The organism is Rheinheimera sp. D18 (genome assembly GCF_004345025.1).
Lineage (GTDB): Bacteria > Pseudomonadota > Gammaproteobacteria > Enterobacterales > Alteromonadaceae > Alishewanella > Alishewanella metallidurans.
Genome location: NZ_CP037745.1, coordinates 2,344,125 through 2,369,772 on the forward strand (window position 1 = coordinate 2,344,125; position 25,648 = coordinate 2,369,772).

Consider the following 25,648-nt stretch of genomic DNA (forward strand, 5'->3'; position numbering starts at 1 on the left):
CCGACGAGCTATTAACGTCGGCGGCTATTTCATTTGCAGCAATGTTAGGCTGGTGGTAATATGTTGCGCCCTTGAAATAGGGCACTCAACCTGAGACTGGTCGCAAGTCTTGGGACACACTAATTTTTGGAGTACACCATGTCTGATTTAACCTTAAATGCAGAAGTCCGTACTGACGCGGGGAAAGGTGCGAGCCGCCGCCTACGTCACGAAGACAAAGTTCCAGCTATCATCTACGGTGGCAGCAAAGCACCAGTTTCTATCACTTTAGAGCACTCTAAGCTGTTAAAAGCGCAAAGCGACGAAGCTTTCTACACGCACATTTTGACCATTAAAGTGGGCAAAGAAAGTGTTAAAGCTATTGTTAAAGCTATGCAGCGTCACCCATTCAAGCCGAAAATCATGCACGTTGACTTTCAACGCGTTGAAGCTGGCCATGAATTAAAATCGATTATTCCTGTTCATTTAATCAATGAAGATTTAGCAGTGAAGAAAGGTGGTGTAGTTGTTCGTGCCGCTAACGAAATCGAAATTTCTTGCTTACCTAAAGATTTACCAGATGCTATCGAAGTTGATGTAAGCGAGATAGCTATTGGTACTACTGTTCACTTATCTGACTTAAAAGCACCTAAAGGTGTTACTTTTACACAGTTAGCAAAAGGCGAAGGTCATGACCTTGCTGTTGTTTCTGTGAACAAGCCAGGTGGTAAAGCTGTTGCTGAAGAAGATGCTGAAACTGCTGAGTAATGTCTGACAAAACTCAGTCAACAGTGCAGTTGATTGTAGGGCTAGGTAATCCTGGCCCTGAATACAGCCAGACTCGGCACAATGCCGGCGTCTGGTTTGTTCAACAGCTGGCCCATACCTTTAATGCTAGCCTGAAAAACGAACCAAAATTTTTTGGTTATACCGGCAAGTTCATTTGTGCCGGACAAGAATTCAAATTACTTATTCCCTCAACCTTTATGAATCTAAGCGGCAAAGCCGTGTTGGCAATGGCACAGTTTTATAAGCTGACACCTGAGCAAGTTTTGGTTGCTCATGACGAAATGGCGTTAGACCCTGGTGTAGCTAAGTTTAAACTAGGCGGTGGACACGCAGGCCATAACGGCTTACGCGATATTATTTCTCGACTAGGTAATAATCAAAATTTTTATCGCTTGCGTTTAGGTATTGGTCATCCTGGTCATAAAGATAAAGTTACCGGCTATGTTTTGGGCAAAGCCCCTGCCAGTGAACAACAATTGATTGAACAAACTATTGTAGAGGCGGTATCTTGCTTTGATATCTTAGCTAAAGATGGCTTAATCAAAGCACAAAACCGACTACACAGTTTCAAAGCCAGCTAAATAGCTCGGCGCAGTTATTTACAGCACGTAAAGGATACTAATTATGGGTTTCAAATGTGGCATCGTCGGCTTACCTAACGTAGGCAAATCTACCCTGTTTAATGCCTTAACTAAGGCCGGCATTGAAGCTGCAAACTTCCCGTTCTGTACTATTGAACCTAATACCGGTGTGGTGCCGGTGCCAGATCTGCGTTTAGATAAATTAGCTGAAATAGTTAAACCACAACGCGTACTACCAACAACCATGGAGTTTGTTGATATTGCGGGTTTAGTTAAAGGCGCATCTCGTGGTGAAGGTTTAGGTAATAAGTTTTTAGCTAACATTCGCGAAACTGATGCTATTGGCCATGTAGTACGTTGTTTTGATGACGATAATATTATTCACGTTGCCAATAAAATTGATCCAGCTGACGATATAGATACCATCAATATGGAACTGGTATTGTCTGATATGGACAGTGCTGAACGCGCTATTTTTCGCGTGAGTAAAAAAGCCAAAGGCGGTGATAAAGACGCTAAAGCTGAAACCTTGGTATTAGAGAAAGTAAAAGCGCATTTAGAAAAAGGCGAAACCTTACGTCAGCTTGAATTAGACAAAGATGAGCTGGCGTTAATTGCCTATATGAACTTCCTAACCATCAAGCCTACGATGTATATCGCTAACGTAGCCGAAGATGGTTTTGAAAATAACCCTTATTTAGATATTGTGCAGGCTATTGCAGACAAAGAAGGCGCTATTGTTGTGCCGGTATGCGCGGCTATTGAGTCAGAAATTGCGGAATTAGATGACGATGAGCGTGCCGAGTTTATGGCCGACATGGGTTTGGAAGAGCCTGGTTTAAACCGCGTTATCCGCGGTGGTTACTCATTATTAAGTTTACATACCTATTTTACCGCTGGCGTGAAAGAAGTGCGGGCTTGGACTGTGGCTATTGGTGCTACGGCACCACAAGCTGCTGGCGTTATTCATACCGACTTTGAAAAAGGTTTTATTCGTGCAGAAGTCGTTGGTTATGATGACTTTGTGCAGTACAACGGTGAAGCCGGTGCCAAAGAAGCAGGTAAGTGGCGCTTAGAAGGTAAAGATTATATTGTAAAAGATGGCGACGTAATGCATTTCCGCTTTAACGTTTAAATTATTGCTCTGCCAAAAAAGCCGTTATTTACTAATAACGGCTTTTTTATTGTCTGCTAAACCAGCATTTTGCATATAAAAGCGGCAAACGAACCAAAGTTAGTTTTTTAATGCAAAAAAACGGTTGACGCTATGGGGTCAGTTCTGGATAATACGCGCCACTTGCTTAGGTCAAGTAGTTAGTGGCTACATAGCTCAGCTGGTTAGAGCACAGCACTCATAATGCTGGGGTCGCAGGTTCGATTCCCGCTGTAGCCACCACTTAACTAACCTTACCTTGCATGCGGAAGTGGCGAAATTGGTAGACGCACTGGATTTAGGTTCCAGCGCCGCGAGGCGTGAGAGTTCGAGTCTCTCCTTCCGCACCACTCTTAAGTGGTTGCACACAAGTTTTAGTAGGGGCGTAGCCAAGCGGTAAGGCAGCGGGTTTTGATCCCGTCATGCGTTGGTTCGAATCCAGCCGCCCCTGCCATTAATTTTAGTGTTAATGGTTTGATTTAAAACGATTAACATATCCCCCGTTTTGCAGGGGCGTAGCCAAGCGGTAAGGCAGCGGGTTTTGATCCCGTCATGCGTTGGTTCGAATCCAGCCGCCCCTGCCATTAAACATAAAAAAACCAGCCTAGGCTGGTTTTTTGCTTTCTAACACCTTAGTCGCTACCTACAGCGTAACGCGCAACTAAGGTTTTTAGTAAGCGATTCCGTGATACAACGCTAAGCGCCAGCTGACGCAATTTCCGTATTGGCGCTAGCGTATTGCCAAACGCCTGATAGAAACCATCCATTGCACTCATCATTAACAAGTTCGCCGGCTTGCGTTTACGCTGATAGGTTAACAACAATTTAGCCGCGCCAATGTCAGTTTTATTTTGCCAAGCGCTAAGAATTAATGCCGTTAACTGCTTAGCATCAGCAAAACCCAAATTTACACCCTGCCCAGCTAAGGGGTTAATGGTATGTGCCGCATCACCCGCTAACACCACGCGCCCTGCGTAATATTGATTAGCATCCATACGCGCTAGAGGAAACCAGCTGCTAGCAACTACCTCAACCTGCCCTAACTGCTCAGGAAAGGCATTTAACAGCGCCTGCGTTAGCTGAGCACTATTTAACGCGGCTAGTTGCTTTATACGTGGTGCATCGTCATACCAGACGATAGAAGCTTGCTTACCCGGTAGCGGTAAAAAGGCTTTAGGCCCCGTGCTAGTAAATTGCTGCCAAGTAACATCTTGTTGCTGGTAAGCAGTATTCACTAACGCCACTAAACACGCTTGCTGATATTGCCAACCGTTAGTGCCAATACCTGCTAGCTGACGCAACTGCGAATTAGCACCATCTGCTGCAATAACCAGCTTACTGCTAAGTACTGTGCCAGTGTCTAATGTAATAATCGCTTCGCTAGCAGTTTGTTGTAGCTTAGTTACCGACGCAGGACAAAATTGACTGACGTTCTTAGCAAATTGCTGCCACAGTGCTAGCTTTAGTAAATTGTTTTCAACAATATGGCCTAAATGGCTGCGCTTAATATCTTTGGCAGCAAAGGTAACAATGCTATGGGGCTGTTCAAAGGCTTGTAAACGTTGATAAGGGCATAAGCGCATTTGCTCAAGAGCTTGCCATGCACCTAATTGCCTAAGCCACGCTTCGCTGGCTAAGTTAATTGATGACACCCGTAGCTCCGGTGCACTGGCAGCATTAAATTCTGCTGGCGCTTGCTGTTCTACTAATGCTACCCGCAGGCCGGCCTGACTTAACGCTAGCGCTATTGCCGCGCCAACCATACCACCGCCAACCACGCTGACATCAAATTGCTGTACTGTATTATCTATAGTCATACATTTAATTCACTGTGCTAGTTGCTGCTATTGTACGCCAAGCTAACAATAAAACGAAAACCTGACGCCTTATCATGGCAACCACTAAGTTTTTTTCACATTAAGCGTTGACGACAGCGCAAAAATACGGCATTTTCGCGCCCTGTTTGGCAAGTGTCCTAACTGATGCTAGCCTATTGGTTTTATTTCTGCTGGAGATAACTAATGCGTAATGTAACTGTTGCTGCAACACAAATGATTGGTGGCTGGGATGTTGAACAAAACATTCAGCGCGCTGAACGCTTAGTGCGTGATGCGGTTAGTAAAGGTGCACAAATTGTTCTATTACAAGAGCTATTTGAACGTAATTATTTTTGTCAGAAACAAAAGCCTGACTATTTAGATTTTGCTACCTCGGTAGCCGACAACCCTGCAGTAAAGCATTTTACTAAAATTGCCAAAGAGCTAAACGTGGTATTACCAATCAGTATTTATGAGCGTGCTGGCCACTGCTTATATAACACAGTGGTTATTTTAGATGCCGATGGCAGTAATTTAGGTATTTACCGTAAAAGCCATATTCCTGATGGCCCAGGCTACAGTGAAAAATATTACTTCACCCCTGGCGATACCGGTTTTAAGGTGTTCGATACTAAATATGCCAAAATTGGCGTGGGTATTTGCTGGGATCAATGGTTTCCAGAATGTGCACGTAGCATGGCATTAATGGGCGCAGAGTTGTTATTCTACCCAACCGCTATTGGTACTGAGCCACACGACTCCACAATTAATTCAAGTGGCCATTGGCAGCGCACCCAGCAAGGTCATGCCGCTGCTAACGTTACGCCGCTAATTGCTTCGAACCGTATTGGTACAGAAACCGAAGGCGATTATTCTATTACCTTTTATGGCTGCTCGTTTATTGCTGATGAATCAGGCGAGAAAGTACAAGAAGCGGGCCGCACCGAAGAAGAAGTATTAGTGCATACCTTTGATTTAGACGCTATTGCCGCTACCCGTCGTGCTTGGGGCGTGTTCCGTGACCGTCGCATTGACTTATATGGCGCAGTGCTAACCAAAGATGGCGAAACTAAACAACCTAAAACGCAAGGTAATAACTAAATGGCCTATAGTAATTTAGCTAATACGCCACGCGCTGATGGCTTTAGCATGCCAGCCGAATGGGTTAAGCATAAACAAACCTGGATGATTTGGCCCGAGCGCACCGATAACTGGCGCTTAGGCGCAAAACCCGCACAGCAAGCCTTTGTTGCCGTTATTAAAGCTATTGCTCAGTTTGAGCCAGTTTCAGTAGGTGTTTCTGCCACGCAGTATGCCAACGCCGTAGCGCAACTAACCGATACCGGCAGTAATTTTGCTATTCGGGTAGTAGAAATTGCCAATAATGACTCTTGGTGTCGCGACACCGGCCCGACTTTTGTTAGCAATAGCAACGGTGAAGTACGCGGTATCGACTGGGCGTTTAACGCTTGGGGCGGTTTAAATGGCGGTTTATATTTCCCTTGGGATAAAGACGAACAAGTTGCCAGTAAAATTTTAGGTATTGAACAATTGCCACGCTATCGCACCGATAACTTTGTGTTAGAGGGCGGCGCTATTCACGTTGATGGCGAAGGCACCTTACTGACTACTGAAGCCTGTTTGTTAAATGCCAACCGCAACCCAAATTTAAGTCGTGAGCAAATTGAGCAGCAAATGCGTGATTATTTAGGTATCGACAAAGTGCTGTGGTTAGAGCAAGGCATTTTTAATGATGAAACCGATGATCATATCGACAATATGGCCTGCTTTGTTAAACCAGGCGAAGTGGTATTGGCCTGGACTGATGATCAAAATGATCCGCAGTACGCGCGCTCTAAAGCCGCATTAGATTACTTAGAAGCCAGCACTGATGCTAAAGGCCGTAAAATTATTGTGCACAAGCTGCCACAGCCTGCGCCAATTATTGCCACCGCTGACGAGTACGCAACAGTAGATGATTCTATGATGGCAAAACCACGCGAAGCCAATAGTCGCTTAGCCGGCTCTTACGTTAATTTTTACTTATGTAACGGTGGCTTAATTATGCCTACGTTTGATGATCCTAACGATAAAGTCGCGGCAGACCTATTACAAAAGCTGTATCCAGAGCATAAAGTAGTTAGCGTGCCTGGCCGTGAAATATTATTAGGTGGCGGCAACATTCACTGTATTACCCAACAGCAGCCGGCTAAATAGTATTAAATAAACATTTTTTAATTAAATTGATAGGTGTAAAAACGGTTTGCTTAAGCAAACCGTTTTTTTAAACAACTCAGCGAAATAACTATAACTGAGTAAACACTCGGTTTACTTAACTGGCTTGTCATCTGCGTATTCAATTACAGCGTGAAACTCCTGGTTTAATAACGGCTTACGACAAATATGAATTCGCATTTTAGACCCTTTGCGTGTTTCGGTTCCGCAGTGCATTTTCTGAGCTTTAGCACCATACTTACGTTTATACTCTTGATACATTGGCTCTAACGCGCTTAACTGTTCTTTTGTTAAATTCTTAGTTACCGCTTTATAACGCGTTTCCCAATCACTTGTTTTTTGCTCTATTGCTAAGCGCATCCAAACTAATCCTTGCTCAATATCTAGCGGAACCTCTTCGCCTGTAATTAATAGCAACCCTAATGAGTATTGCGCATACTTTTCACCGTAACGAGCGAACTGCAATAAATTTGGGTACGCTTCAGAAAACTCCCTTCGTTGTACTTGGCCAATAACATTATCAAAGTCCGTTGTGTATAGAGAACTGCGTATCAGCTTTTCCTTTATGCCATCAGCTTCACTAGCTAAAGTAGTTCCACTAAAAGTAGCAGCTAACAACGATGTCGCTAGCACCACTACTAAAGATTTCTTCATTATTGTGCTCCATTATTTGATTACAATTTAACTAATATAACAAAGCAAAAGTTTAATAAAAGTTAATAAATGTAATAAGGTATGTCAAACCTTAGCCTAAGTATAACTTACTAAAAACATAGGTTATGTAGATTTAAACAGGTTTTAGTTATAATAACTCATAATGTATTTGATTTTGAGATTGCAATGAAAGCCTGCGCTTTACATATACTGGTAAAAACCCGCGAACAAGCCGATAAGCTAAAGCAGCAACTGGCCAAGGGTGCCGATTTTGGCAAATTAGCTAAGCAGCACTCTACCTGCCCGTCGGGCAAGAAAGGTGGCGATTTAGGCGAGTTTAGACAAGGCCAAATGGTGAAAGCCTTTGACGATGCCGTATTTAAAGGCGCTGTACTTGAAGTAATAGGCCCGGTGAAAACCCAGTTTGGTTTTCACCTAATTAAAACTTTATATCGCAGTTAAGTTATTCAACTTAGGTAAAGCCTTAGCCTTTACCTAAAGCCTTGCTTCGCAGCTTGGCTTTCTCATTACCCCGCCTAACCGGCTTTTTAACACCACTATTATTTCTCGCTTGAGCTTGCTCAGGTGAAACATAGCTAGGGTCATGCTCATAGCCTGCCAGCACAGTGGCGGTAATTACCTGCTGAATTATGCGCTCAATATCTTGCAAGGCTTTAGTTTCTTCAGGTGTAATTAGCGTTAAGGCTACACCAGTATTACCCGCCCTACCGGTACGACCAATACGGTGTACATAATCCTCCGCGACCTGCGGCAAGTCGTAATTCACCACATAAGGTAGCTCGCTAATATCTAAACCACGTGCGGCAATATCGGTTGCCACCAAAATGCGTACCTTACCGGCTTTAAAATCGGCTAAGGCTTTGGTACGAGCGCCCTGGCTTTTATCGCCATGAATGGCTGCACTTTTTAAACCGTCCTTCTCTAGCTGCTTAGCTAAGCGATCAGCGCCATGCTTAGTGCGAACAAACACTAATACTTGCGGCCAATTATTTTTACCAATGACATGGCTTAATAATTCACGTTTTCGATGCCTATCAACTAAATACGCCAACTGCTGTACGCTATCGGCCGTGGCATTGGTTGCCGCCACTTCAATTAACTGCGGGCAATTTAACAGTTCATCAGCCAGCTGCTTTATCTCAGTAGAATAGGTAGCGGAGAACAGCAACGTCTGACGTTTTGGCGGCAGCTTGGCCATAATCCGTTTTATATCAACAACAAAGCCCATATCTAGCATGCGGTCGGCTTCATCTAGCACTAATACTTCAAGCGCCGATAAGTCGATGGTTTTTTGATGCAAATGGTCAATCAATCGCCCAGGCGTTGCAACCAAGATATCTAGCCCTTGCGCCGCATCGTCGTATTGTGGCCGAATAGATACACCGCCATAAAACACCGCTGAGCGCGTGGTTAAATACTGGCTATATTTACGCACATTGTCATACACTTGCTGCGCTAACTCACGGGTAGGCGTTAATACCAATACCCGAACTTGGCTTGCTGCTACGACTTTTGGCGCATTGAGCATTTGTTGCAGCAAAGGTAAAGTGAAAGCGGCAGTTTTACCAGTGCCGGTTTGCGCACCAGCCAGCACATCTTTACCGGCCAAAATTACCGGTATACTTTGCAACTGCACTGGCGTTGGCGACGTATAGCCTTGCTCTGTCAGCACACGTAAAATAGGCGTAGCTAACGCGAGAGATTGAAATGACATTAAAATTCCTGTTTTGCGCGACGTTTTTTGCGCCAGCCATTGTACAAAAACAATGCGCATCGCGCTATCAAGGCCGCATTATAGCAGAACAGCCACTGAGGCAGTTAGCCCTGTGAGTTGCTGGTATTTATATATGGTACAAACCGCTGCTGGCCAGCTGTATACCGGCATTAGCACTGACCCCGTAAGGCGGTTGCGCCAGCATAGTGGTGATTTGGTTGGCGGAGCTAAAGCATTGCGAGGTAAAGGCCCTTTATCGCTGGTATACCAGCAAGCTATGCCCGATAGAAGCGAAGCCAGTAAAGCAGAGTATAAACTTAAAAAACTGCCTAAATCGGCGAAATTAGCACTGCTTAGCAGTGCCTCGGCAAGTGAGATATAATGGAAAACTTTTTCTTTATTTTGGCCTATTTAGCCATTGGCGCTCTACTACGCTGCCTACCAACCATGCCAGAAAACAGTGGTATAGCACTGAATATGTATGTGTTATATGTCGCCTTACCCGCACTGATCTTAAAAAACGTACCTCAGCTACAATTTTCAGCCGAGCTACTTATTCCCGCTATTACGCCTTGGGTATTACTGGTGGCAGTGGTCGCGGTAGTGTTAGCCCTTAGTAAAGTTTTCCATTGGTCTCGTGAAGTAACCGGCGCGTTATTAATTATTTTACCCTTAGGCAATACCTCGTTTTTAGGCTTTCCGATGACCGAAGCCTTGTTTGGCGCTGATGCCATGCCCTATGCGGTGATCTATGATCAAGTCGGCTCTTTTATCGCTTTAGCTATCTACGTAACCATTGTGGCTGCGCTATATAGCCCAAATGCAGCTAAGCCAACGGTTAAAGGCATTACGCTAAAAATTGTTACCTTCCCCTCGTTTATTGCCTTAGTGATAGGTTTGTTATTTCTTGGCGAGTCATACCCACCATTTTTCAGCCAACTAATTGATAACTTAGCAATAACCTTGGTGCCAGTGGTAATGATTGCTGTAGGCTTTGCTTTAACCATTAAATTTAGTAAAAGCGAAATATCGCCATTAATTAGCGCATTGGGTATTAAGTTAGTAATGATGCCCGCTTTAGCCGCACTATTATGGTTTAGTTTTGGCCAACGCGGTGTTGCGGTAGATGTGAGCATATTTCAAGCAGCAATGCCGCCCATGATCTCGGCAGGTGCCATTGCTATTATGGCCGGCTTAGCACCACGATTGGTTAGCGGTATTATTGGTCTAGGTATCTTGCTTGGTTTAGCTAGCTTACCAATAGTGTTTTGGTTACTACCGTTATAATATTAAGCCGCATTTTAGCTAGCGGCTTAACTTTCGGATCCGCTTTCGCTAGCGGTTGGCTTTAACCGCCCAGCTTTTTTTAGCGCTTCATTAAGTAAATATTCTATTTGGCCATTAACACTGCGAAACTCATCATCTGCAAAGCGCTGTAAGGCGCTAAGCAGTGTTTCATCAATACGTAAGGCGAAGGCTTTTTTGGCCACAACGGCTCCCTACTAATATAAACTACCGGCATTTACTATCGGCTGCACATGGTGATCACCACATAATACCACCAGTAAATTGCTTACCATTGCCGCTTTACGCTCATCATCTAACTCAACCACTTTACGTTCAGACAAGCGCTGTAAAGCGGTTTCAACCATGCCAACTGCACCTTCAACAATTTGCTGACGTGCAGCAATAATGGCTGCGGCTTGTTGGCGTTGTAACATAGCGCTAGCAATTTCAGGCGCATAGGCTAAATGGCTAATCCGCGCTTCTAATACCTGTACACCGGCTTTATTTAAACGGGCTTGTATTTCCGTTTTTAAAAGTTCAGTTACTTCATCAGTGCTGCTGCGTAAACTAATGGCATGATCATTACCCGCATCATAAGCATAGCTCGAAGCCAGATGGCGAATTGCCGATTCACTTTGAATGCTAACAAAATTTTCGTAGTTATCGACTTCAAACACCGCTTCAGCGCTATCGACTACTTTCCATACCACTACTGCAGCAATTTCTACTGGGTTACCGGCGTTGTCATTCACCTTCATTTTATTGCTTTCAAAGTTGCGCACCCGCAGCGACACCTTACGTTTGCTATACAAAGGGTTTGACCAACGCAGACCATTATTTAAATCGGTGCCAACATAACGGCCAAATAACTGCAGTACCGCAGCTTGATTAGGCTGCACCATATAAAAACCAAACCAACAGATAAACACGACAATAGCGAGCAATAACGCCACTAACTTTAATACCGCAGGCAAAACGGCGACACCAGCAATTGTGGCTATTTGTAGTAAAAACAGCATGCCGAGCATACCAAAACCTGCCCTGCTATTAATCATGCGCTCTTTTAACATTAGCAAACACCCTATAGTGATATTATTTTGATATCAAAATAGCATATTGTTAAAAAAGTGCAATAGTATTACAAGGCAGTAAAATAAAACGGTTATAGTGGGGAGTTGTCTGGCGGTTACTAAAAATAACGAGCGGCTGCAGCACAGCCGCTATCAATAAAGGTTTAAACCTCGCCGATCATCTTACGCAGTACATAATGTAAAATGCCGCCATGTTGGTAGTAAGCTAATTCATTACCGGTATCAATGCGGCAATACACCTCAAGCTCTTGCTTAGCACCATCAGCATAGGTAATAACCAGTTTTACTTTATCTTTTACAGTTAACTGATTAAGCCCCAACAAGGTGAAGGTTTCTTCGCCCGTTAGTTTTAGCGTTTTACGATCAGTACCCGCAGGGAACTGAAGCGGTAGCACCCCCATACCAATTAGGTTGGAACGGTGAATACGTTCAAACGATTCAGCCAGTACCGCTCGCACACCTAACATTAGCGTGCCCTTTGCGGCCCAGTCGCGTGATGAGCCAGTGCCGTATTCTTTGCCTGCCACCACGATTAATGGCTGCTGTTTTTGTTGGTAGCGAACCGCGGCATCGAATATAGGCATTTGTTCACCGGACGGATAATGTGTTGTTACCCCCCCTTCCGAGCCTGGCGCCATTTCATTACGAATACGTACGTTAGCAAAGGTACCGCGCACCATAACTTCGTGGTTGCCACGTCGAGAACCATAAGAGTTAAAGTGCTCTTGCTTAACACCTTGCTGTTGTAAATAAGCGCCAGCTGGGCTATTTGCTTTAATTGAGCCAGCAGGCGATATATGGTCGGTAGTTACAGAATCACCCAACAAGGCCAACATCCGCGCGTCAACTATATCGATTATCGGTTTTGGCTTGCGGGTTAACCCACTAAAAAATTCAGGATGGCGAATATAGGTCGATTCTGGCCAAGCATAAGTTTTAGCTTTAGGCACTTCTATAGCTTGCCAGCTAGCATCGCCATCAAACACATGGCCATACTCTTGACTAAACATACTGCTTTGCACCTTGGCGACCTCGCGGGCAATAGCTTGGTTATCAGGCCAGATATCTTTTAAATATACATCTTGCCCTTGGCGATCTTTACCCAGCGGTTGGCTTGTCAGGTCAATATTAATAGTGCCCGCTAGCGCATAAGCCACCACTAACGGTGGAGATGCCAACCAGTTGGATTTTACTAATGGGTGGATGCGGCCTTCAAAATTACGGTTACCCGACAGTACCGCTGAGACGTTTAAATCAGCCTTATTAATGATGTCTTCGATGGGTTTAGCTAGCGGGCCAGAGTTACCAATACAGGTAGTACAGCCATACCCCACTAAATAAAAACCAAGTTGCTCTAAAGGTTGCATTAAACCGGCTTGTTGCAAATAACGGGTAACGACTTTCGAGCCCGGTGCTAATGAGCTTTTAACCCAAGGCTGGCGTTTAAGGCCTTTGGCCACCGCATTTTTTGCTAATAAACCGGCGGCCATTAATACGCTAGGGTTAGAGGTGTTAGTACAAGAAGTAATAGCTGCAATAACCACTGCATGATCATTTAGCTGTAAGCGTTGGCCATCAAGTTCAAAGTTGCGTTCAACCGCTGCGGGCTGCTTTTGGCCACCACCTTCATTTAACAACTCAGCTTCGCGTGCTTTGCTGGCCGGTTCTAGCGCCATAATATCGTCACAGTGGCGCTTTAATTCGCTTAACGTTACTTTATCTTGTGGCCGTTTTGGCCCAGCTAGTGAGGCTTCAACGGTACTAAGATCTAAGCGCAGCGTATCGGTAAATATGGGGGTATTGTCTTTTTGTCGCCAAAAGCCTTGGCTTTGCGCATAGGTTTTTACTCTATCTATTAACTCAGCGTCACGGCCGGTTAGTACAAGGTAATCTAAGGTAATTTGGTCTATCGGAAAAAAGCCACAGGTTGCACCATACTCCGGCGCCATATTAGCAATGGTAGCGCGATCAGCCAGTGCCAATTGATCTAAACCTTCACCAAAAAACTCAACAAATTTACCGACTACCCCGTGTTTGCGTAATATTTGCGTAACGGTAAGCACTAAGTCAGTAGCTGTAATACCGGGCTGTAATTTGCCGGTAAATTCAAAACCAACTACTTCGGGAATAATCATTGATACCGGCTGGCCAAGCATTGCCGCTTCCGCTTCAATACCGCCGACCCCCCACCCTAAAATACCTAAGGCATTGATCATAGTGGTGTGTGAGTCGGTGCCAACTAAGGTATCTGGGTAAGCGAGTACACCGTCATCGGTATGTTCAGCCCAAATAGATTGGCCAAGATATTCTAAGTTTACCTGATGGCAAATGCCGGTGCCTGGCGGTACTACGCGAAAATTACGAAATGCGTTTGCACCCCAACGTAAAAATGCGTAACGCTCATGGTTGCGCTGCATTTCTATCTCAACGTTTTCGCTAAATGCCTGCTCGGTGGCATAGCGATCAACCATTACCGAGTGGTCAATCACTAAAGCAACGGGTGACAGTGGGTTTATCTTAGTCGCATCTTCACCAAGTGCGGCTACTGCCGCCCGCATAGCCGCTAAATCGACCACGGCAGGCACACCGGTAAAGTCTTGCATTAATACGCGTGCTGGGCGAAAAGCAATTTCGCGATCTGAACTACCGGTTTTTTGCCAATCAACCAGCGCCTGAATATCTTCGGTAGTTACAGTGTCGCCATCCAAATTGCGTAATAAGTTTTCAAGCAATACCTTAAGTGAAAACGGTAAGCGACTAATATCACCAAACTGGTTCGCTGCTTTGTGCAGACTGTAAATTCGATAATGCTCCTGGTTTACTTGCAGCTGATCTATAAAGGGATTTGGTTTGGTCATTATTTACCTCGTACTCATTAACTATTTACTTGTTAGTAAAAGAGTATAGTTCATCAGAACCGCAGTACGAAGATTAAAAAGCAGGCAACAACATTGAAGGGCGCAGCAGCTAAGTGCTGCTGCGCAAAATACGATTAAAACCAATATAACGAAATATAGTTAAACTTAGCGCTGTTAAATTAGCGTGATTTTGGCAAACTTTCGTTTACCTACTTGATAGATATCGGTACTACCTTTGCTAATTTCCAGTTTACTATCTTCAACCTTGGTTTCACCATTTAGCTTAACGGCACCTTGTTTTATCATGCGAATTGCTTCTGAGGTGCTATCTACCAAACCCGCTTGTTTTAATAAGTTAGCAATTAACATGCTATCGCCATCACTACTAACGGTCAGCTCAGGAATATCGTCTGGTAGCGCATTTTTACTAAAACGTTGGGTAAAATCGTCATGCGCTGCCTGTGCCGCCGCTTCAGAATGAAAACGGGCAATAATTTCTTTGGCTAGCAGAATTTTGATATCACGAGGATTAGCCCCCGCTACCACTTGTTGCTTTAACTGCGCGATATCTTCTAGCGGACGGAAACTAAGCAAATCATAGTAGCGCCACATTAGCTCATCAGATATCGACATAATTTTACCAAACATATCATTTGGTGCGTCAGTTATACCTACGTAGTTACCGAGCGACTTCGACATTTTCTGCACGCCGTCTAAGCCTTCTAGCAACGGCACCATCATTACAGTTTGCGGGCGCTGGCCCTCATCTTTTTGCAGTTCACGCCCCATCAGCAAGTTAAAGCGCTGATCGGTACCACCCATTTCAACATCGGCTTTAAGTGCTACTGAATCCCAGCCTTGTACTAACGGGTATAAAAACTCGTGTATGGCAATAGACTGATTATTGGCATACCGCTTTTTGAAATCATCACGCTCGAGCATACGAGCAACGGTTTGCCGTGCTGCGAGCTTGATCATTCCCGCAGCGCCTAACTCGTTCATCCATTCTGAGTTAAATGCTACCCGCGTTTTTGCCGGGTCAAGAATTTTAAATACCTGCTCTTTATACGTTTCAGCGTTAGCTAATACTTCGTCACGCGTTAACGGCTTGCGGGTAATATTTTTACCGCTGGGATCGCCAATTAATCCGGTAAAGTCACCTATAAGAAAAATAACTTCGTGACCTAACTGCTGAAAGGCGCGTAATTTATTAATAAGCACCGTATGACCAAGGTGTAAATCGGGTGCGGTTGGATCAAAGCCGGCCTTTATTTTTAAGGGCTTACCTTCCTTTAATTTGGTAATTAGCTCTTCTTCAAGCAGAATTTCCTCGCAGCCGCGTTTTAATTCAGCTAAAGCTAGTTGCCAATCCGCCATTTTAGTCTCCTGATTTTTCATCTGATTATACTAACAAGCCGTATTCTATAGCATGTTCAGCCTGGACGAAACGCACAAAAGTCTGGTGTCAGGCAAAAAAACGGTATATGCTCGCTTTTTATGCATTCTCTGGGATTAGACAGGTCTTATGCGTCAATTAGTTACAAAAATTCCCACAAAACACCGCATTTTAATTGCGGCAACTTCGGTGTTTTTATCCGTTATTTTATTATTACCGTCTGAGCAAGCATCTGCGTCTAAAGGCAGCAAGAACGATAGCTTAGAAATTGGTAAGCGCTACAGCGTTAATACACAACAAAACGACGATGAAGGTATGCTCGATCAAGAGTTAGCCATTGCCGAATTACCGGCATTGCCTGAGGAAGACGTGTCATTAACGTGGTCGGTGCTACAAGTACAAAAAGGTGACGTGTTGTCTGCCTTATTCAAAAAAGCCAACGTTAGCCAACAAGTGATGCTAGACGTGCTAGCACTGGGCAGTCATGTAAAAACTCTGACTAAATTATTCCCAGGCGACCAGCTTGAGTTTGGCTTAAATGCTAATGGTGAATTTCAAGAGTTACGTTATTCGTTAAATCATTTAACGACGTTACGCGTTAGCCGCGATAGCGAAGGCAACTTTGTGGCCGAAGAGCTAAAAAAGGAAGTTGAACTGCGCAGCCAATTTGCTAACGCTGAAATTCGCAGCAACTTTTGGAGCGCGGGTATAGAGGCAGGTTTAACCGAATCGCAAATTATGAGCCTAGCTGGTATTTTTGGTTGGGATATCGACTTTGGTTTAGATATTCGCGCAGGCGATAGCTTTAGCGTACTTTACGAAACCCAATACGTTGACGGCGAGTTTATTAGTAACGGCAATATTGTTGCGGCACAATTTCAAAACCAAGGGCATTTATACCAAGCGGTGCGCCATAGCGACGGCAATTATTATAAACCCGATGGTGCCAGTATGCGCCAAGCGTTTTTAAGAGCACCAGTTAGCTTTCAATATGTTAGTTCTAACTTTAATCCTCGCCGTTTGCACCCCGTATTAAAAACTGTGCGCGCACACAACGGCGTCGACTATGTTGCTCCAGTAGGTACGCCTATTATGGCTGCCGGTGATGGCAGAGTTATTGCTTCTGCATACAGCAACTTAAACGGTAACTATGTTTTTGTGCAGCATGCTAATAATATCGTCACTAAATATCTGCATTTATCTAAGCGCCTAGTAGCCAAAGGTGACAAGGTGCGTCAAAGCCAAGCTATAGGCCGTTTAGGTTCTACTGGCCGAGTAACCGGCGCACACTTGCATTACGAGTTTGTTGTCGATGGGGTACACCGTAACCCAAGAACAATAAAGTTGCCGCAAGCGACACCGCTGCAAGGTAAAGAAAAAGACCTATTTAGCGCGCAGGCGCAACAAGCAATAGCACAACTGCAAACAAATGAGCGGGTATTGCTAGCAAAAACAGCTCCGAACGATGCACTTGCCGCGCCGTAACATTATCTCAACACAAAAAACACCAATAAAAAGCCCGCTACAGTAAGCGGGCTTTCTACATCTAGGTATCAACTACCACTAAGTAAATGTTGTGCTATTTGCTGGCTAAGCTGCTGCACTCCTTGCGCTAAGGCTGCCACTAAAGCGGGATAACCATCATCAGCTAACGGTTGACGAATAACAAAGGGTACTGTGCCAAGTTGATTACTAAACGCAAAGCTGCCACTGATAAGAGCTTGGCCATTAACATCGCTATAGAACTGTTCTAATTGCACGCTTACTCGCAACGTATCAGGCAATGGTTGAAATACGGCAATATAACCAGGTGCTAGCAGTTGCAACCGATTGCGTAACTGCCGCTGCAATTGCTGATCTAGCGCTTCGGCCCAAATATGTTGCCTGGCCACTACTAGCTCAACATCAGACACTTGCAACACTAAACCGCGACCATTTAAGTAACTGGCAACTTGTATCGGTTCAATATAAAACGCTTTTAACGACGCCGCACTGGGCGGGGCTGTAACTGCAGGCACAGGTAGCTGATAATACGTTATTGCTTGCTTAGTACTGCAAGCGCTTAGTGATAAAAGCAGAGCTAATGTTAGTAATCTCATGGTTTTGCTCTCTTCGGTTCTGGATCTGTGGCGGTACTAGCATCAAATATTAAGGCATTACTTTGTTGGTTGAGTGTTTGCAATACCGGCTGTAACTCTCGCAGTACCTGATCCAATGTTTGTAAATTGCCATTCAATCGATCGTACGCCGGCGCACCTGGGCTTAAGCCGGCTAACATACGCTGTAATTCCTGTAAACTTTGCTGCAACTGCGCAGGCAACTGCTGCATTTGCGCACTACCAATAAAAGCCTCTAGCTGTGCAATCATCTTATTTGCGTTTTGCATCATAGCTTCAGTGCTTTGCATAGTTCGTTCACTTTGCACTAGTAATTGCTCTACCGGCAGGTTGTTAATTTTATCTAGCGCCATTAACACTTTTTGTTCAATATTGCTCAAACCACTACGTGCGGTAGGTAGCATCGCATAACCCGCACTTTGGCTTAAAACCAAACGCTGAGTTTGCTGGCTGGTATCAATATTTGGATCTTGATTTATATCTAAATCGATATAAAGCGCACCAGTAAGCAAATTACCCGTTTTAAGCGTGCCATGCATACCTCGAGCTACGGCTTTATCAAGTTCGACCCGTAATTGAGCTAGTGTAAGGTTTTCGTACAGTCGGCCCACCTCGATGCGGATCAAGATCGGAATGCCCTGTTGCTGCGATATTTCAAAGGGTTTATCAACGGCAAAGAAAAAGGGTACCCGTGTCACCGTGCCTACTCTAACACCGCGATATTCAACTGGTGCACCGGCTTTCAGCCCCCGCACCGATTCATCAAAAAACAATAGGTACTCAACAAATTCGCTGTATAGGCCATCCTGAATACTTTGTTTGTTCGGAAATAACTGGAACTCAGTGCCGTCTTTAATTGCTCTACCTGGTTGCCAGCCTTGCATTACGTCAAAGCTAACACCTCCGCTTAATAGCGTAGTAGCAGAGCCGACATCAACCTGTAAACCTTCGGCTGATAAATCAACAGAGAAACCACTACTGAGCCAAAAGCGCACATTTTCTGAAACTAAAACATCAAAGGGTTCGCGAATATAAAGCCGATACAAGTTACGCCGCGCAGATAAATCAAACTCACTTTGCTCTACAGTACCAACCTCATAACCTCGGTATAATACTGGATCGCCAACAGCTAACCCTCCCGACTCTGCAGTGCTAAGTTGGACGCGAATACCTGGTGCATCAGCAGGCGCAACCGGCGGTGTATCAAGTAACTGGTGTTGTAATTGCGGCTCTTCAGAATCACCGGGTTGCAATTCAATATATACACCGGAGAGCAACGTGTTTAAACCGGTAATACCTCCGCGGCCTACCTGGGGTTTTACTACCCAAAACTGCGAGTCGGCATTTAGCAGTGCCGTTATCGCCGGCTTCATGCGGGCTTTAACAATAACCTGCTTTAAGTCATCACTAAGCTCGACAGAAACCACCTGACCTACGTCAACACTGCGGCTTTTAATTTGAGTTTTACCAGCAACGATACCCTCAGCATCAGAGGTGTAAAGTGTCAGTAACGCACCCTGCTGCTGATAATGGTTATATAGCATCCACAAACCTATAAGCACGGCAGCAACCGGTACTACCCAAATAGGCGACCACTGCTTGATAGGGCTTACCTTTGCACTATGTTGTTGCGTCAAAATGGACTTCCTTTTGTTCAGTCAACGGATCCCACAATAACCTGGGGTCAAAACTCACTGCAGCTAACATGGTTAAAATAACCACCGCGGCAAACACTAAAGCGCCAATACCCGGATAAACACTCATAATTAAATCAAACCGTACTAACGCCGCCATTATAGCCACTACCAATACGTCTACCATTGACCAACGCCCTACCCAGTCAACCAGCTTATACACTTGAGTGGAATAGCGCTGACGCCGGTAAATAGGCAAACGAGTTAAATAACACAGCCAAAACATAATAACTATTTTAGCCACCGGCACAATTACGCTAGCAACCAAAATAATGATGGCAACCGGATAAGCACCATCACGCCACATTAGCAGCAGCCCACTGATAATAGTAGAATCGACGGTTTCACCAAAAGATACCGTACGCATAATAGGCAGCAAATTTGCCGGTATGTACAATAAAGTTGCTGCTAACAATAAGGCGATCGTATTTTGGATACTGGCCGGTTGGCGCAACCGCACCTTAGTATTGCAGCGGCTGCATTGATTTTGGCTTAACGGCACCAACGCGGTGCATACCTGACATAATTTTACCTGTTGCCTTAACCCTGTTCTGCCTGGGCGTAACGCGAAAGGTAATTCTGGATAAGGGGCAATTTTTGACCATAGCTCTCGTCGGTCAATAACCTGAAATGCACGTAAATGCAGCAAGCAAAACAAACAAAATGCCCAAAAACTTAAGCCAAGTGAAATATCTGCATCGGCTACTAGTTTAACAAAACTAATAATTAGCCCCATTAAAAAGATATCAACCATACTCCATGGTTTAAGCATGTAAAGCAGCCGCGCTACCCAAGTAAGCGCCGGTAACGGGTATATCAAACCTAATTTAAGGTAGATCACAGCCGCCATACAGGTGGCCGGAATGGCCTGAATAAATAACCAAATTAAAATAGCCAACCACTGATGATGTTGCTTAAAAAGTACTGATGAGGTATCGAAGAAATTCATTTCATTACTGTTGCCAGCAGCATACATGCTAACAAACGGAAATAAGTTCGCTAACAACAACATAAATAATGCAGCGCCGGCATATAACACTGGGCGTAATACAGGCTGTTCGTGCTTAGCATCTAAATGGTGGCCACAACGCTGACAACAGGCTTTCTCACCTGCATTTAATAAGGGTAAGCGCTGTACTAGATCGCAATAACCACATAACGCCATATCCGTAGGCGCAGATGGTGGCTCTGCTAGTGTTGCAGAGCCAGCAAATTCGGTAATCACACTTTCAGCAGAGGTCACGATTTAAGCTTACCCGCAAGTAGACAATGAGATGAAGTTTGCAGTACAGATTTAAATTCTAACAGAGTATAAATGCAAAAACCCGCTAAAGCGTTAACTTTAGCGGGTTGTCTATATATGGTGGACGCAGGAGGATTCGAACCTCCGACCGCTCGGTTCGTAGCCGAGTACTCTATCCAGCTGAGCTATGCGTCCAGGGTGGTACTATTTAAAACAATCTAACAATTTACACTTTTTAAAGCGCGGTGTAAGTACTATCCAATTTAGATGGTGGACGCAGGAGGATTCGAACCTCCGACCGCTCGGTTCGTAGCCGAGTACTCTATCCAGCTGAGCTATGCGTCCATCTAAAAACTGGCGGAGAAAGAGGGATTCGAACCCTCGATAGAGTTTCCCCTATACACCCTTAGCAGGGGTGCGCCTTCAGCCACTCGGCCATTTCTCCGCTCTATGTTGCGGCGTGTATATTAATGTCTCAGGAAAATAAGTCAAACAATTTTTAGGGGCGAAAAGCGCGTTTGCCGACCTTTTAAGCAATTAAATCAATTCAGATCATAAAACGGACAGAAACAGTACAAATCATCAACAACACGCAGAAGTAACCTAAAGTTTAATCATCTTCGCCATACGCTGGGTTAGGTGAACCCTTCTCTGCCTGAATGCGCATATATATCTCTTCTCGATGCACCGATACTTCTTTAGGTGCATTTACACCAATGCGTACCTGATTACCTTTTACACCCAATACAGTAACAGTAACTTCGTCACCGATCATTAGCGTCTCACCAACACGACGAGTAAGAATTAGCATTCGTTTGCTCCTTATTCCTTTTATCCAGCATTACTCACGCCGGCATGCGCACTATAGCATTGTATCATAACTCAGCTGCTTAACTGATTAAAAGGCAGCTGTTTAAATAATTGACGCAGTTAACCGGCATTTTAACGTTTAATGGCAAAAGTAACGCAATTTACCTGTTCGTTTTGGTAAATATGTCGCATTACTTCACAGCTTAAACAACTATTGCTGCGTATTTACGCATTAAAACGACACAGCGATCAATAAAACACAGCCGTTAACTAGGCTTTACTGTCGCTATAACACGTTTAACTGAGTTTTTCTTTGATCAGGTTTTTAGCTGCAACTATTGCTGCGGGCAAAGCAGCAATATCAGAGCCTCCGGCTTGAGCCATATCTGGCCGACCACCACCTTTACCACCTAATTGTTCTGCCACCCACCCGACTAACTGTCCTGCATGTACTTTGCCAGTTAAATCGGCGGTAACGCCAGCAATAAGGCTAATTTTGTCGTCGTTTACCGTCGCGAGAAAAATAACCCCTGAACTGAGTTTGTTTTTCAGCTCATCTAGCATGGTACGCAGTGCCTTAGGCTCAATTGCAGGCAGTTGGCTTACCAGCACGGTTGCGCCGCTAACTTGCTCGGCTTGCTCTAACAGCGACGCTCCCGCCTGGCTAGCTAGCTTATTTTTAAGCTGGTCAATCTCTTTTTCTAACTGTTTGCTGCGTTCAAGTGCCTGCTGTACTCGCTCGCCAATACTTAGCACATCGCCTTTTAACGCACTGGCAACCTGCTGCGCTTGTTGCTCCAGTTGCTGAATATGCAGTATTGCGCCAGTACCACTAACCGCTTCAATACGGCGTACGCCAGAGGCAATACCCGCTTCTGACACTATTTTAAATACACCAATATCACCAGTGCGGCTAACATGGGTACCACCGCATAGCTCAATAGAAAATTCGCCCATAGTCAGCACACGAACTTCGTCATCGTACTTTTCACCAAACAGTGCCATTGCACCGGCAGCTTTAGCCTGTTCTATTGGCATTAGTTGGGTTTGTAGCACATTATTTTGCTGTATTTGCTGATTTACCAGCTGCTCAATAGTGCGAAGCTCTTCTGGTTTTACCGCTTCAAAGTGACTGAAGTCGAAGCGTAATCGCTCTGGGCCAACTAAAGAGCCTTTTTGGCTGACATGTTCGCCTAATACTTTTCTAAGAGCAGCATGCAATAAGTGTGTTGCTGAATGGTTTTGTTTAATTGCCGCACGGCGTGCGCTATCAATTTGTGCATTTACCTTATCGCCAACGGTTATGGTGCCGCTAATATTACCTTTATGGGCAAACGCTTTACCAAGTTTAATCGTATCCGTAACGTTAAGTACGCTACCGTTGGCTAAGGTTAATTTGCCACTATCACCCATTTGACCGCCTGACTCAGCATAAAATGGGGTTTTATCTAAAACAACTAATGCATGTTCAGCGTCAGTAAGGCGGTTAACCGGCTGGCCATCGTGCAAAATCTCCAATACTACGGCATTACCAAACTCATGCTGATAACCGGTAAACTCGGTATGCTGGTTTGAACTAAGGCTAGCGTTATAGTCGGCACCAAAGTTGGATGCCTGCTGCGCACGCTTGCGCTGCTGCGCCATAGCAGCATCAAAACCGGCTTGATCAATGCTGTAATTACGCTCACGTGCGACGTCATTGGTTAAATCAACCGGAAAACCATAGGTATCATAAAGCTTAAACACTAGTTCACCTGGCAGCTCCGTGCCTTCTATCTCCGTTAACGCTTCTTCTAGGATAGCTAGGCCACGTTCTAGAGTTTTACCAAACTGCTCTTCTTCGAGTTTAAGTATCTTTTCAATCACGGCCTGTTTTTCTGCAAGTTCAGGGTAAGCCTCACCCATTTGGCCAACTAAGGCCGCAACTAATTTATAGAAAAACGCGCCCTTTGCGCCAAGTTTATTACCGTGACGTACTGCACGGCGCACAATACGGCGCAGCACATAACCACGGCCTTCGTTAGATGGTTGTACACCGTCGACAATTAAAAATGAACAGCTGCGAATATGATCGGCTACTACACGCAATGATTTATCAGTTAAATCTTGTGCGCCCGTTGCTTCTGCGGCAGCGTTAATTAGTGCAACAAAAATATCTATTTCGTAATTGCTATGCACATTTTGTAAAATTGCTGCAATACGCTCTAAGCCCATTCCGGTATCTACGCTTGGTTTTGGCAGTTGTTCCATCCGGCCATCGCTATGACGGTTAAACTGCATAAACACGATGTTCCAAATTTCTATATAACGATCACCGTCTTCTTCGGCTGAACCTGGTGGGCCGCCCCAAATATGCGCACCGTGATCATAAAAAATCTCAGTACAAGGTCCACAAGGCCCAGTGTCGCCCATCGCCCAGAAATTATCTGACGCATAGGGCGCGCCTTTGTTGTCACCAATACGGATAATACGCTCTGCTGGCACACCAACATCTTTTAGCCAAATGTTATAAGCCTCGTCATCGGTTTCATACACTGTGACCCACAGTTTCTCTTTAGGCAGTTTAACCACGCTGGTAAGAAACTCCCACGCATAGGCAATTGCTTCCTGCTTAAAGTAATCACCAAAGCTAAAGTTACCTAACATCTCAAAAAAAGTATGATGACGCGCGGTATAACCCACGTTTTCTAAATCGTTATGTTTACCGCCTGCGCGCACACAGCGCTGAGCTGACACGGCACGATTATAATTACGCTGGTCTTGGCCCAGGAATACATCTTTAAACTGCACCATGCCGGCATTAGTAAAGAGTAAGGTGGCATCGTTGCCTGGGATCAGCGAGCTGCTGGGCACGATTTGGTGCTGTTTACTGGCAAAATAATCTAAAAATGCGCGTCTAATACTGGCCGATGTCATAGTCATGGAAAAATCCTGTCCGTTGGGCTTTATTCTGTTTGATTAATAGCAAATTGAATTTGTTCATTGCTAAAACCACGGCGCTGCAAATAGGCCATACGTTTTAGCTTATCTTTATATTCTGTTACTTCGGTCTGGCCATACTTTTTTTCATATAGCTTAAGTGCCACATTAAACCAGTCGACATTAAGCTGTAAGGCGCACTGTTGTACTTGTTCACGGCTAATGTTTTGCAGACGGCACTCTTGCACAATGTAGTTCAGGCCATAACCTTTGTTTACTCTGCTACGCACTAGCATTTCGATAAAACGCTGCTGGCTTAAATAATTTTCGGCTTTACACCACTCAATAACTTGAGCAATATCAGCGCGTTCGCCACCTTGTCGCGCTAAGCGCTGGCTAAGTTGTGCTTCGCTATAATCGCGACGGCTTAACCAATTTAGTGCCATGCGTTTAAGGTCTGTAATCCCTACGTCTGCCAAGGTTATACTTCCAGCACCGCATCATCTGTGGTTTTAACTTGCAGAGCAAAAAACTCATTAAAGGACAAAAAGAAGGCGATATTTAGTACCGGTGCAACCAATAATAAGCCAATAAAGAACGTTGGCATGGTAAGCATAATTAACACCAGACTCAATAGCCCGTATAGTGCCAACGGCGTAGTATTACGCCAACAAGCAACAAAACTGGCTTGCATAATAGCCAATAAACGCTGTTCTTTTAAAAAATACGCTATAGCGACGGCATAGGCAAAAACCATCCAAGCTAATATCGAACTTATAGCCAAGATGATGACCAGTGATATATCAACACTGTGTTGCTGATACTGTTTCACCAATTCCATAGCTAAGCTGCTTAGCGGAATTGATACCAACAGATTTAACCCAGCTAAACGAATAAAGGTAGCGCGACAGCTAAGGTCTTTTAACGGCGTAAATAAATCGGTGTAGCTAATGCTTTGCTTTTGCTGCAGTGCTACTACACACTTGTATACACCTGCGGTTAAAAATGGGCTAAGCAAAATACCGATAACAGCAGCAATGGGATGCAGCTGGCTGACTAAACCGATTACACCTAAAGTAATAAACATTAACACCCAGGTTTGTGGCGCCAGCATAAAAATAGCCCAGGCTTGCTTTAACCATCCCAAGGCAGCTAACGCGGGCGCACGGCGTATAATCAATTTTATTCGAAACGGCTTTTCCACAGAATCTCCATAGGCTTTGGTATTTATTTAGCATATTAGTGCAGCAGCTTATAATACTGTAAATCGGTAGAAATTAAGAGTAATGA

Annotated in this window: 23 protein-coding genes and 7 tRNA genes; 13 read left to right on the plus strand and 17 right to left on the minus strand. The window is 44.6% G+C overall.

Annotation, left to right across the window (positions count from 1 at the left end):
- The first annotated feature begins 138 nt into the window (after window positions 1-138).
- From E0Z06_RS11075 to E0Z06_RS11105, 7 genes are all read left to right on the plus strand, one after another.
- Complete coding sequence (locus tag E0Z06_RS11075; protein WP_132584660.1) at window positions 139-747, plus strand: 50S ribosomal protein L25/general stress protein Ctc; 609 nt, start codon at window positions 139-141, stop codon at window positions 745-747.
- The gene (pth, locus tag E0Z06_RS11080) at window positions 747-1,349 is read left to right on the plus strand and encodes an aminoacyl-tRNA hydrolase (RefSeq protein ID WP_132584662.1); all 603 of its coding nucleotides are present in this window, start codon (window positions 747-749) and stop codon (window positions 1,347-1,349) included. Before E0Z06_RS11075 ends, pth begins: the two co-directional genes overlap by 1 nt.
- A gap of 43 nt (window positions 1,350-1,392) precedes the next feature.
- Window positions 1,393-2,484 carry a redox-regulated ATPase YchF gene (ychF, locus tag E0Z06_RS11085; RefSeq protein WP_132584664.1) on the plus strand — a complete coding sequence of 364 codons (1,092 nt, stop codon included), beginning with the start codon at window positions 1,393-1,395 and terminating at the stop codon, window positions 2,482-2,484.
- 184 nt (window positions 2,485-2,668) lie between these two features.
- Window positions 2,669-2,745: transfer RNA gene (locus E0Z06_RS11090), tRNA-Met, on the plus strand.
- 22 nt (window positions 2,746-2,767) lie between these two features.
- Window positions 2,768-2,852: transfer RNA gene (locus E0Z06_RS11095), tRNA-Leu, on the plus strand.
- Between the two features lie 29 nt (window positions 2,853-2,881).
- Window positions 2,882-2,956, plus strand: a tRNA-Gln gene (locus tag E0Z06_RS11100).
- 55 nt (window positions 2,957-3,011) lie between these two features.
- A tRNA-Gln gene (locus tag E0Z06_RS11105) sits at window positions 3,012-3,086 on the plus strand.
- 48 nt (window positions 3,087-3,134) lie between these two features.
- Here the strand turns inward: E0Z06_RS11105 and E0Z06_RS11110 are convergent.
- On the minus strand, window positions 3,135-4,319 hold the full coding sequence (locus tag E0Z06_RS11110; RefSeq protein WP_132584666.1) for an FAD-dependent oxidoreductase: 1,185 nt from the start codon (window positions 4,317-4,319) through the stop codon (window positions 3,135-3,137).
- 204 nt (window positions 4,320-4,523) lie between these two features.
- Between E0Z06_RS11110 and aguB the strand changes: the two genes are divergently transcribed.
- Both aguB and aguA read left to right on the plus strand, forming a co-directional pair.
- Window positions 4,524-5,420: an N-carbamoylputrescine amidase gene (gene aguB, locus E0Z06_RS11115; protein ID WP_132584668.1), complete on the plus strand. Its 897-nt coding sequence runs from the start codon at window positions 4,524-4,526 to the stop codon at window positions 5,418-5,420.
- Entirely contained in the window at window positions 5,421-6,536 is a 1,116-nt protein-coding gene (aguA, locus tag E0Z06_RS11120) for an agmatine deiminase (protein ID WP_132584670.1), read from the plus strand.
- Window positions 6,537-6,647: 111 nt separating this feature from the next.
- On the opposite strand, the gene E0Z06_RS11125 is transcribed toward aguA, so the two are convergent.
- Window positions 6,648-7,208, minus strand: coding sequence for a sel1 repeat family protein (locus E0Z06_RS11125; protein WP_132584672.1), 561 nt, complete (start codon window positions 7,206-7,208; stop codon window positions 6,648-6,650).
- 186 nt (window positions 7,209-7,394) lie between these two features.
- Between E0Z06_RS11125 and ppiC the strand changes: the two genes are divergently transcribed.
- Window positions 7,395-7,670, plus strand: coding sequence for a peptidylprolyl isomerase PpiC (ppiC, locus tag E0Z06_RS11130; protein ID WP_132584674.1), 276 nt, complete (start codon window positions 7,395-7,397; stop codon window positions 7,668-7,670).
- A 22-nt stretch (window positions 7,671-7,692) separates the two neighbouring features.
- On the opposite strand, the gene E0Z06_RS11135 is transcribed toward ppiC, so the two are convergent.
- On the minus strand, window positions 7,693-8,943 hold the full coding sequence (locus tag E0Z06_RS11135; RefSeq protein WP_132584676.1) for a DEAD/DEAH box helicase: 1,251 nt from the start codon (window positions 8,941-8,943) through the stop codon (window positions 7,693-7,695).
- Between the two features lie 52 nt (window positions 8,944-8,995).
- Here E0Z06_RS11135 and E0Z06_RS11140 point away from each other — a divergent pair, with 52 nt between their 5' ends.
- Together E0Z06_RS11140 and E0Z06_RS11145 are read left to right on the plus strand one after the other, a co-directional pair.
- Window positions 8,996-9,325 carry a GIY-YIG nuclease family protein gene (locus E0Z06_RS11140; RefSeq protein ID WP_279432801.1) on the plus strand — a complete coding sequence of 110 codons (330 nt, stop codon included), beginning with the start codon at window positions 8,996-8,998 and terminating at the stop codon, window positions 9,323-9,325.
- Window positions 9,325-10,230, plus strand: a complete 906-nt coding sequence (locus tag E0Z06_RS11145) for an AEC family transporter (protein WP_132584680.1) — start codon at window positions 9,325-9,327, stop codon at window positions 10,228-10,230. The genes E0Z06_RS11140 and E0Z06_RS11145 overlap by 1 nt, the downstream gene beginning before the upstream one ends.
- A gap of 26 nt (window positions 10,231-10,256) precedes the next feature.
- On the opposite strand, the gene E0Z06_RS11150 is transcribed toward E0Z06_RS11145, so the two are convergent.
- The 4 genes from E0Z06_RS11150 to tyrS form a co-directional block, all read right to left on the minus strand.
- Window positions 10,257-10,433 (minus strand): Arc family DNA-binding protein, encoded by a 177-nt coding sequence (locus tag E0Z06_RS11150; protein ID WP_132584682.1) that lies wholly within the window; start codon window positions 10,431-10,433, stop codon window positions 10,257-10,259.
- A gap of 12 nt (window positions 10,434-10,445) precedes the next feature.
- On the minus strand, window positions 10,446-11,300 hold the full coding sequence (locus tag E0Z06_RS11155) for an SPFH domain-containing protein (protein WP_132584684.1): 855 nt from the start codon (window positions 11,298-11,300) through the stop codon (window positions 10,446-10,448).
- A 164-nt stretch (window positions 11,301-11,464) separates the two neighbouring features.
- On the minus strand, window positions 11,465-14,179 hold the full coding sequence (gene acnA, locus E0Z06_RS11160) for an aconitate hydratase AcnA (protein ID WP_132584686.1): 2,715 nt from the start codon (window positions 14,177-14,179) through the stop codon (window positions 11,465-11,467).
- A 174-nt stretch (window positions 14,180-14,353) separates the two neighbouring features.
- Window positions 14,354-15,556 (minus strand): tyrosine--tRNA ligase, encoded by a 1,203-nt coding sequence (gene tyrS / locus E0Z06_RS11165; RefSeq protein WP_132584688.1) that lies wholly within the window; start codon window positions 15,554-15,556, stop codon window positions 14,354-14,356.
- 148 nt (window positions 15,557-15,704) lie between these two features.
- Between tyrS and E0Z06_RS11170 the strand changes: the two genes are divergently transcribed.
- A complete protein-coding gene (locus E0Z06_RS11170; RefSeq protein WP_132584690.1) occupies window positions 15,705-17,060 on the plus strand; it encodes a peptidoglycan DD-metalloendopeptidase family protein in 1,356 nt (451 codons plus the stop codon).
- A gap of 68 nt (window positions 17,061-17,128) precedes the next feature.
- Here E0Z06_RS11170 and E0Z06_RS11175 read toward each other — a convergent pair whose 3' ends face one another.
- From E0Z06_RS11175 to E0Z06_RS11220, 10 genes are all read right to left on the minus strand, one after another.
- On the minus strand, window positions 17,129-17,674 hold the full coding sequence (locus E0Z06_RS11175) for an ABC-type transport auxiliary lipoprotein family protein (protein WP_132584692.1): 546 nt from the start codon (window positions 17,672-17,674) through the stop codon (window positions 17,129-17,131).
- Entirely contained in the window at window positions 17,671-19,329 is a 1,659-nt protein-coding gene (pqiB, locus tag E0Z06_RS11180) for an intermembrane transport protein PqiB (protein ID WP_207903083.1), read from the minus strand. Before pqiB ends, E0Z06_RS11175 begins: the two co-directional genes overlap by 4 nt.
- On the minus strand, window positions 19,313-20,629 hold the full coding sequence (locus tag E0Z06_RS11185) for a PqiA/YebS family transporter subunit (RefSeq protein WP_243695501.1): 1,317 nt from the start codon (window positions 20,627-20,629) through the stop codon (window positions 19,313-19,315). Before E0Z06_RS11185 ends, pqiB begins: the two co-directional genes overlap by 17 nt.
- Window positions 20,630-20,747: 118 nt before the next feature.
- A tRNA-Arg gene (locus E0Z06_RS11190) sits at window positions 20,748-20,824 on the minus strand.
- Window positions 20,825-20,897: 73 nt separating this feature from the next.
- Window positions 20,898-20,974: transfer RNA gene (locus E0Z06_RS11195), tRNA-Arg, on the minus strand.
- 10 nt (window positions 20,975-20,984) lie between these two features.
- Window positions 20,985-21,074: transfer RNA gene (locus E0Z06_RS11200), tRNA-Ser, on the minus strand.
- 165 nt (window positions 21,075-21,239) lie between these two features.
- Window positions 21,240-21,440 (minus strand): carbon storage regulator CsrA, encoded by a 201-nt coding sequence (gene csrA / locus E0Z06_RS11205; RefSeq protein ID WP_132584696.1) that lies wholly within the window; start codon window positions 21,438-21,440, stop codon window positions 21,240-21,242.
- A 296-nt stretch (window positions 21,441-21,736) separates the two neighbouring features.
- Window positions 21,737-24,361: an alanine--tRNA ligase gene (gene alaS / locus E0Z06_RS11210; RefSeq protein ID WP_132584698.1), complete on the minus strand. Its 2,625-nt coding sequence runs from the start codon at window positions 24,359-24,361 to the stop codon at window positions 21,737-21,739.
- A gap of 23 nt (window positions 24,362-24,384) precedes the next feature.
- Window positions 24,385-24,804, minus strand: coding sequence for a regulatory protein RecX (locus E0Z06_RS11215; protein WP_132584700.1), 420 nt, complete (start codon window positions 24,802-24,804; stop codon window positions 24,385-24,387).
- Between the two features lie 35 nt (window positions 24,805-24,839).
- Entirely contained in the window at window positions 24,840-25,562 is a 723-nt protein-coding gene (locus tag E0Z06_RS11220) for a hypothetical protein (RefSeq protein ID WP_243695502.1), read from the minus strand.
- Window positions 25,563-25,648 lie beyond the last annotated feature (86 nt).

Bases quoted from the DNA above. Each gene is read 5' to 3' on its own strand.
- E0Z06_RS11075 (WP_132584660.1), top strand. From the start codon at position 139: ATGTCTGATTTAACCTTAAATGCAGAAGTCCGTACTGACGCGGGGAAA.
- pth (WP_132584662.1), top strand. From the start codon at position 747: ATGTCTGACAAAACTCAGTCAACAGTGCAGTTGATTGTAGGGCTAGGT.
- ychF (WP_132584664.1), top strand. From the start codon at position 1,393: ATGGGTTTCAAATGTGGCATCGTCGGCTTACCTAACGTAGGCAAATCT.
- E0Z06_RS11110 (WP_132584666.1), bottom strand. From the start codon at position 4,319: ATGACTATAGATAATACAGTACAGCAATTTGATGTCAGCGTGGTTGGC.
- aguB (WP_132584668.1), top strand. From the start codon at position 4,524: ATGCGTAATGTAACTGTTGCTGCAACACAAATGATTGGTGGCTGGGAT.
- aguA (WP_132584670.1), top strand. From the start codon at position 5,421: ATGGCCTATAGTAATTTAGCTAATACGCCACGCGCTGATGGCTTTAGC.
- E0Z06_RS11125 (WP_132584672.1), bottom strand. From the start codon at position 7,208: ATGAAGAAATCTTTAGTAGTGGTGCTAGCGACATCGTTGTTAGCTGCT.
- ppiC (WP_132584674.1), top strand. From the start codon at position 7,395: ATGAAAGCCTGCGCTTTACATATACTGGTAAAAACCCGCGAACAAGCC.
- E0Z06_RS11135 (WP_132584676.1), bottom strand. From the start codon at position 8,943: ATGTCATTTCAATCTCTCGCGTTAGCTACGCCTATTTTACGTGTGCTG.
- E0Z06_RS11140 (WP_279432801.1), top strand. From the start codon at position 8,996: ATGCGCATCGCGCTATCAAGGCCGCATTATAGCAGAACAGCCACTGAG.
- E0Z06_RS11145 (WP_132584680.1), top strand. From the start codon at position 9,325: ATGGAAAACTTTTTCTTTATTTTGGCCTATTTAGCCATTGGCGCTCTA.
- E0Z06_RS11155 (WP_132584684.1), bottom strand. From the start codon at position 11,300: ATGTTAAAAGAGCGCATGATTAATAGCAGGGCAGGTTTTGGTATGCTC.
- acnA (WP_132584686.1), bottom strand. From the start codon at position 14,179: ATGACCAAACCAAATCCCTTTATAGATCAGCTGCAAGTAAACCAGGAG.
- tyrS (WP_132584688.1), bottom strand. From the start codon at position 15,556: ATGGCGGATTGGCAACTAGCTTTAGCTGAATTAAAACGCGGCTGCGAG.
- E0Z06_RS11170 (WP_132584690.1), top strand. From the start codon at position 15,705: ATGCGTCAATTAGTTACAAAAATTCCCACAAAACACCGCATTTTAATT.
- E0Z06_RS11175 (WP_132584692.1), bottom strand. From the start codon at position 17,674: ATGAGATTACTAACATTAGCTCTGCTTTTATCACTAAGCGCTTGCAGT.
- csrA (WP_132584696.1), bottom strand. From the start codon at position 21,440: ATGCTAATTCTTACTCGTCGTGTTGGTGAGACGCTAATGATCGGTGAC.
- alaS (WP_132584698.1), bottom strand. From the start codon at position 24,361: ATGACTATGACATCGGCCAGTATTAGACGCGCATTTTTAGATTATTTT.
- E0Z06_RS11215 (WP_132584700.1), bottom strand. From the start codon at position 24,804: ATGGCACTAAATTGGTTAAGCCGTCGCGATTATAGCGAAGCACAACTT.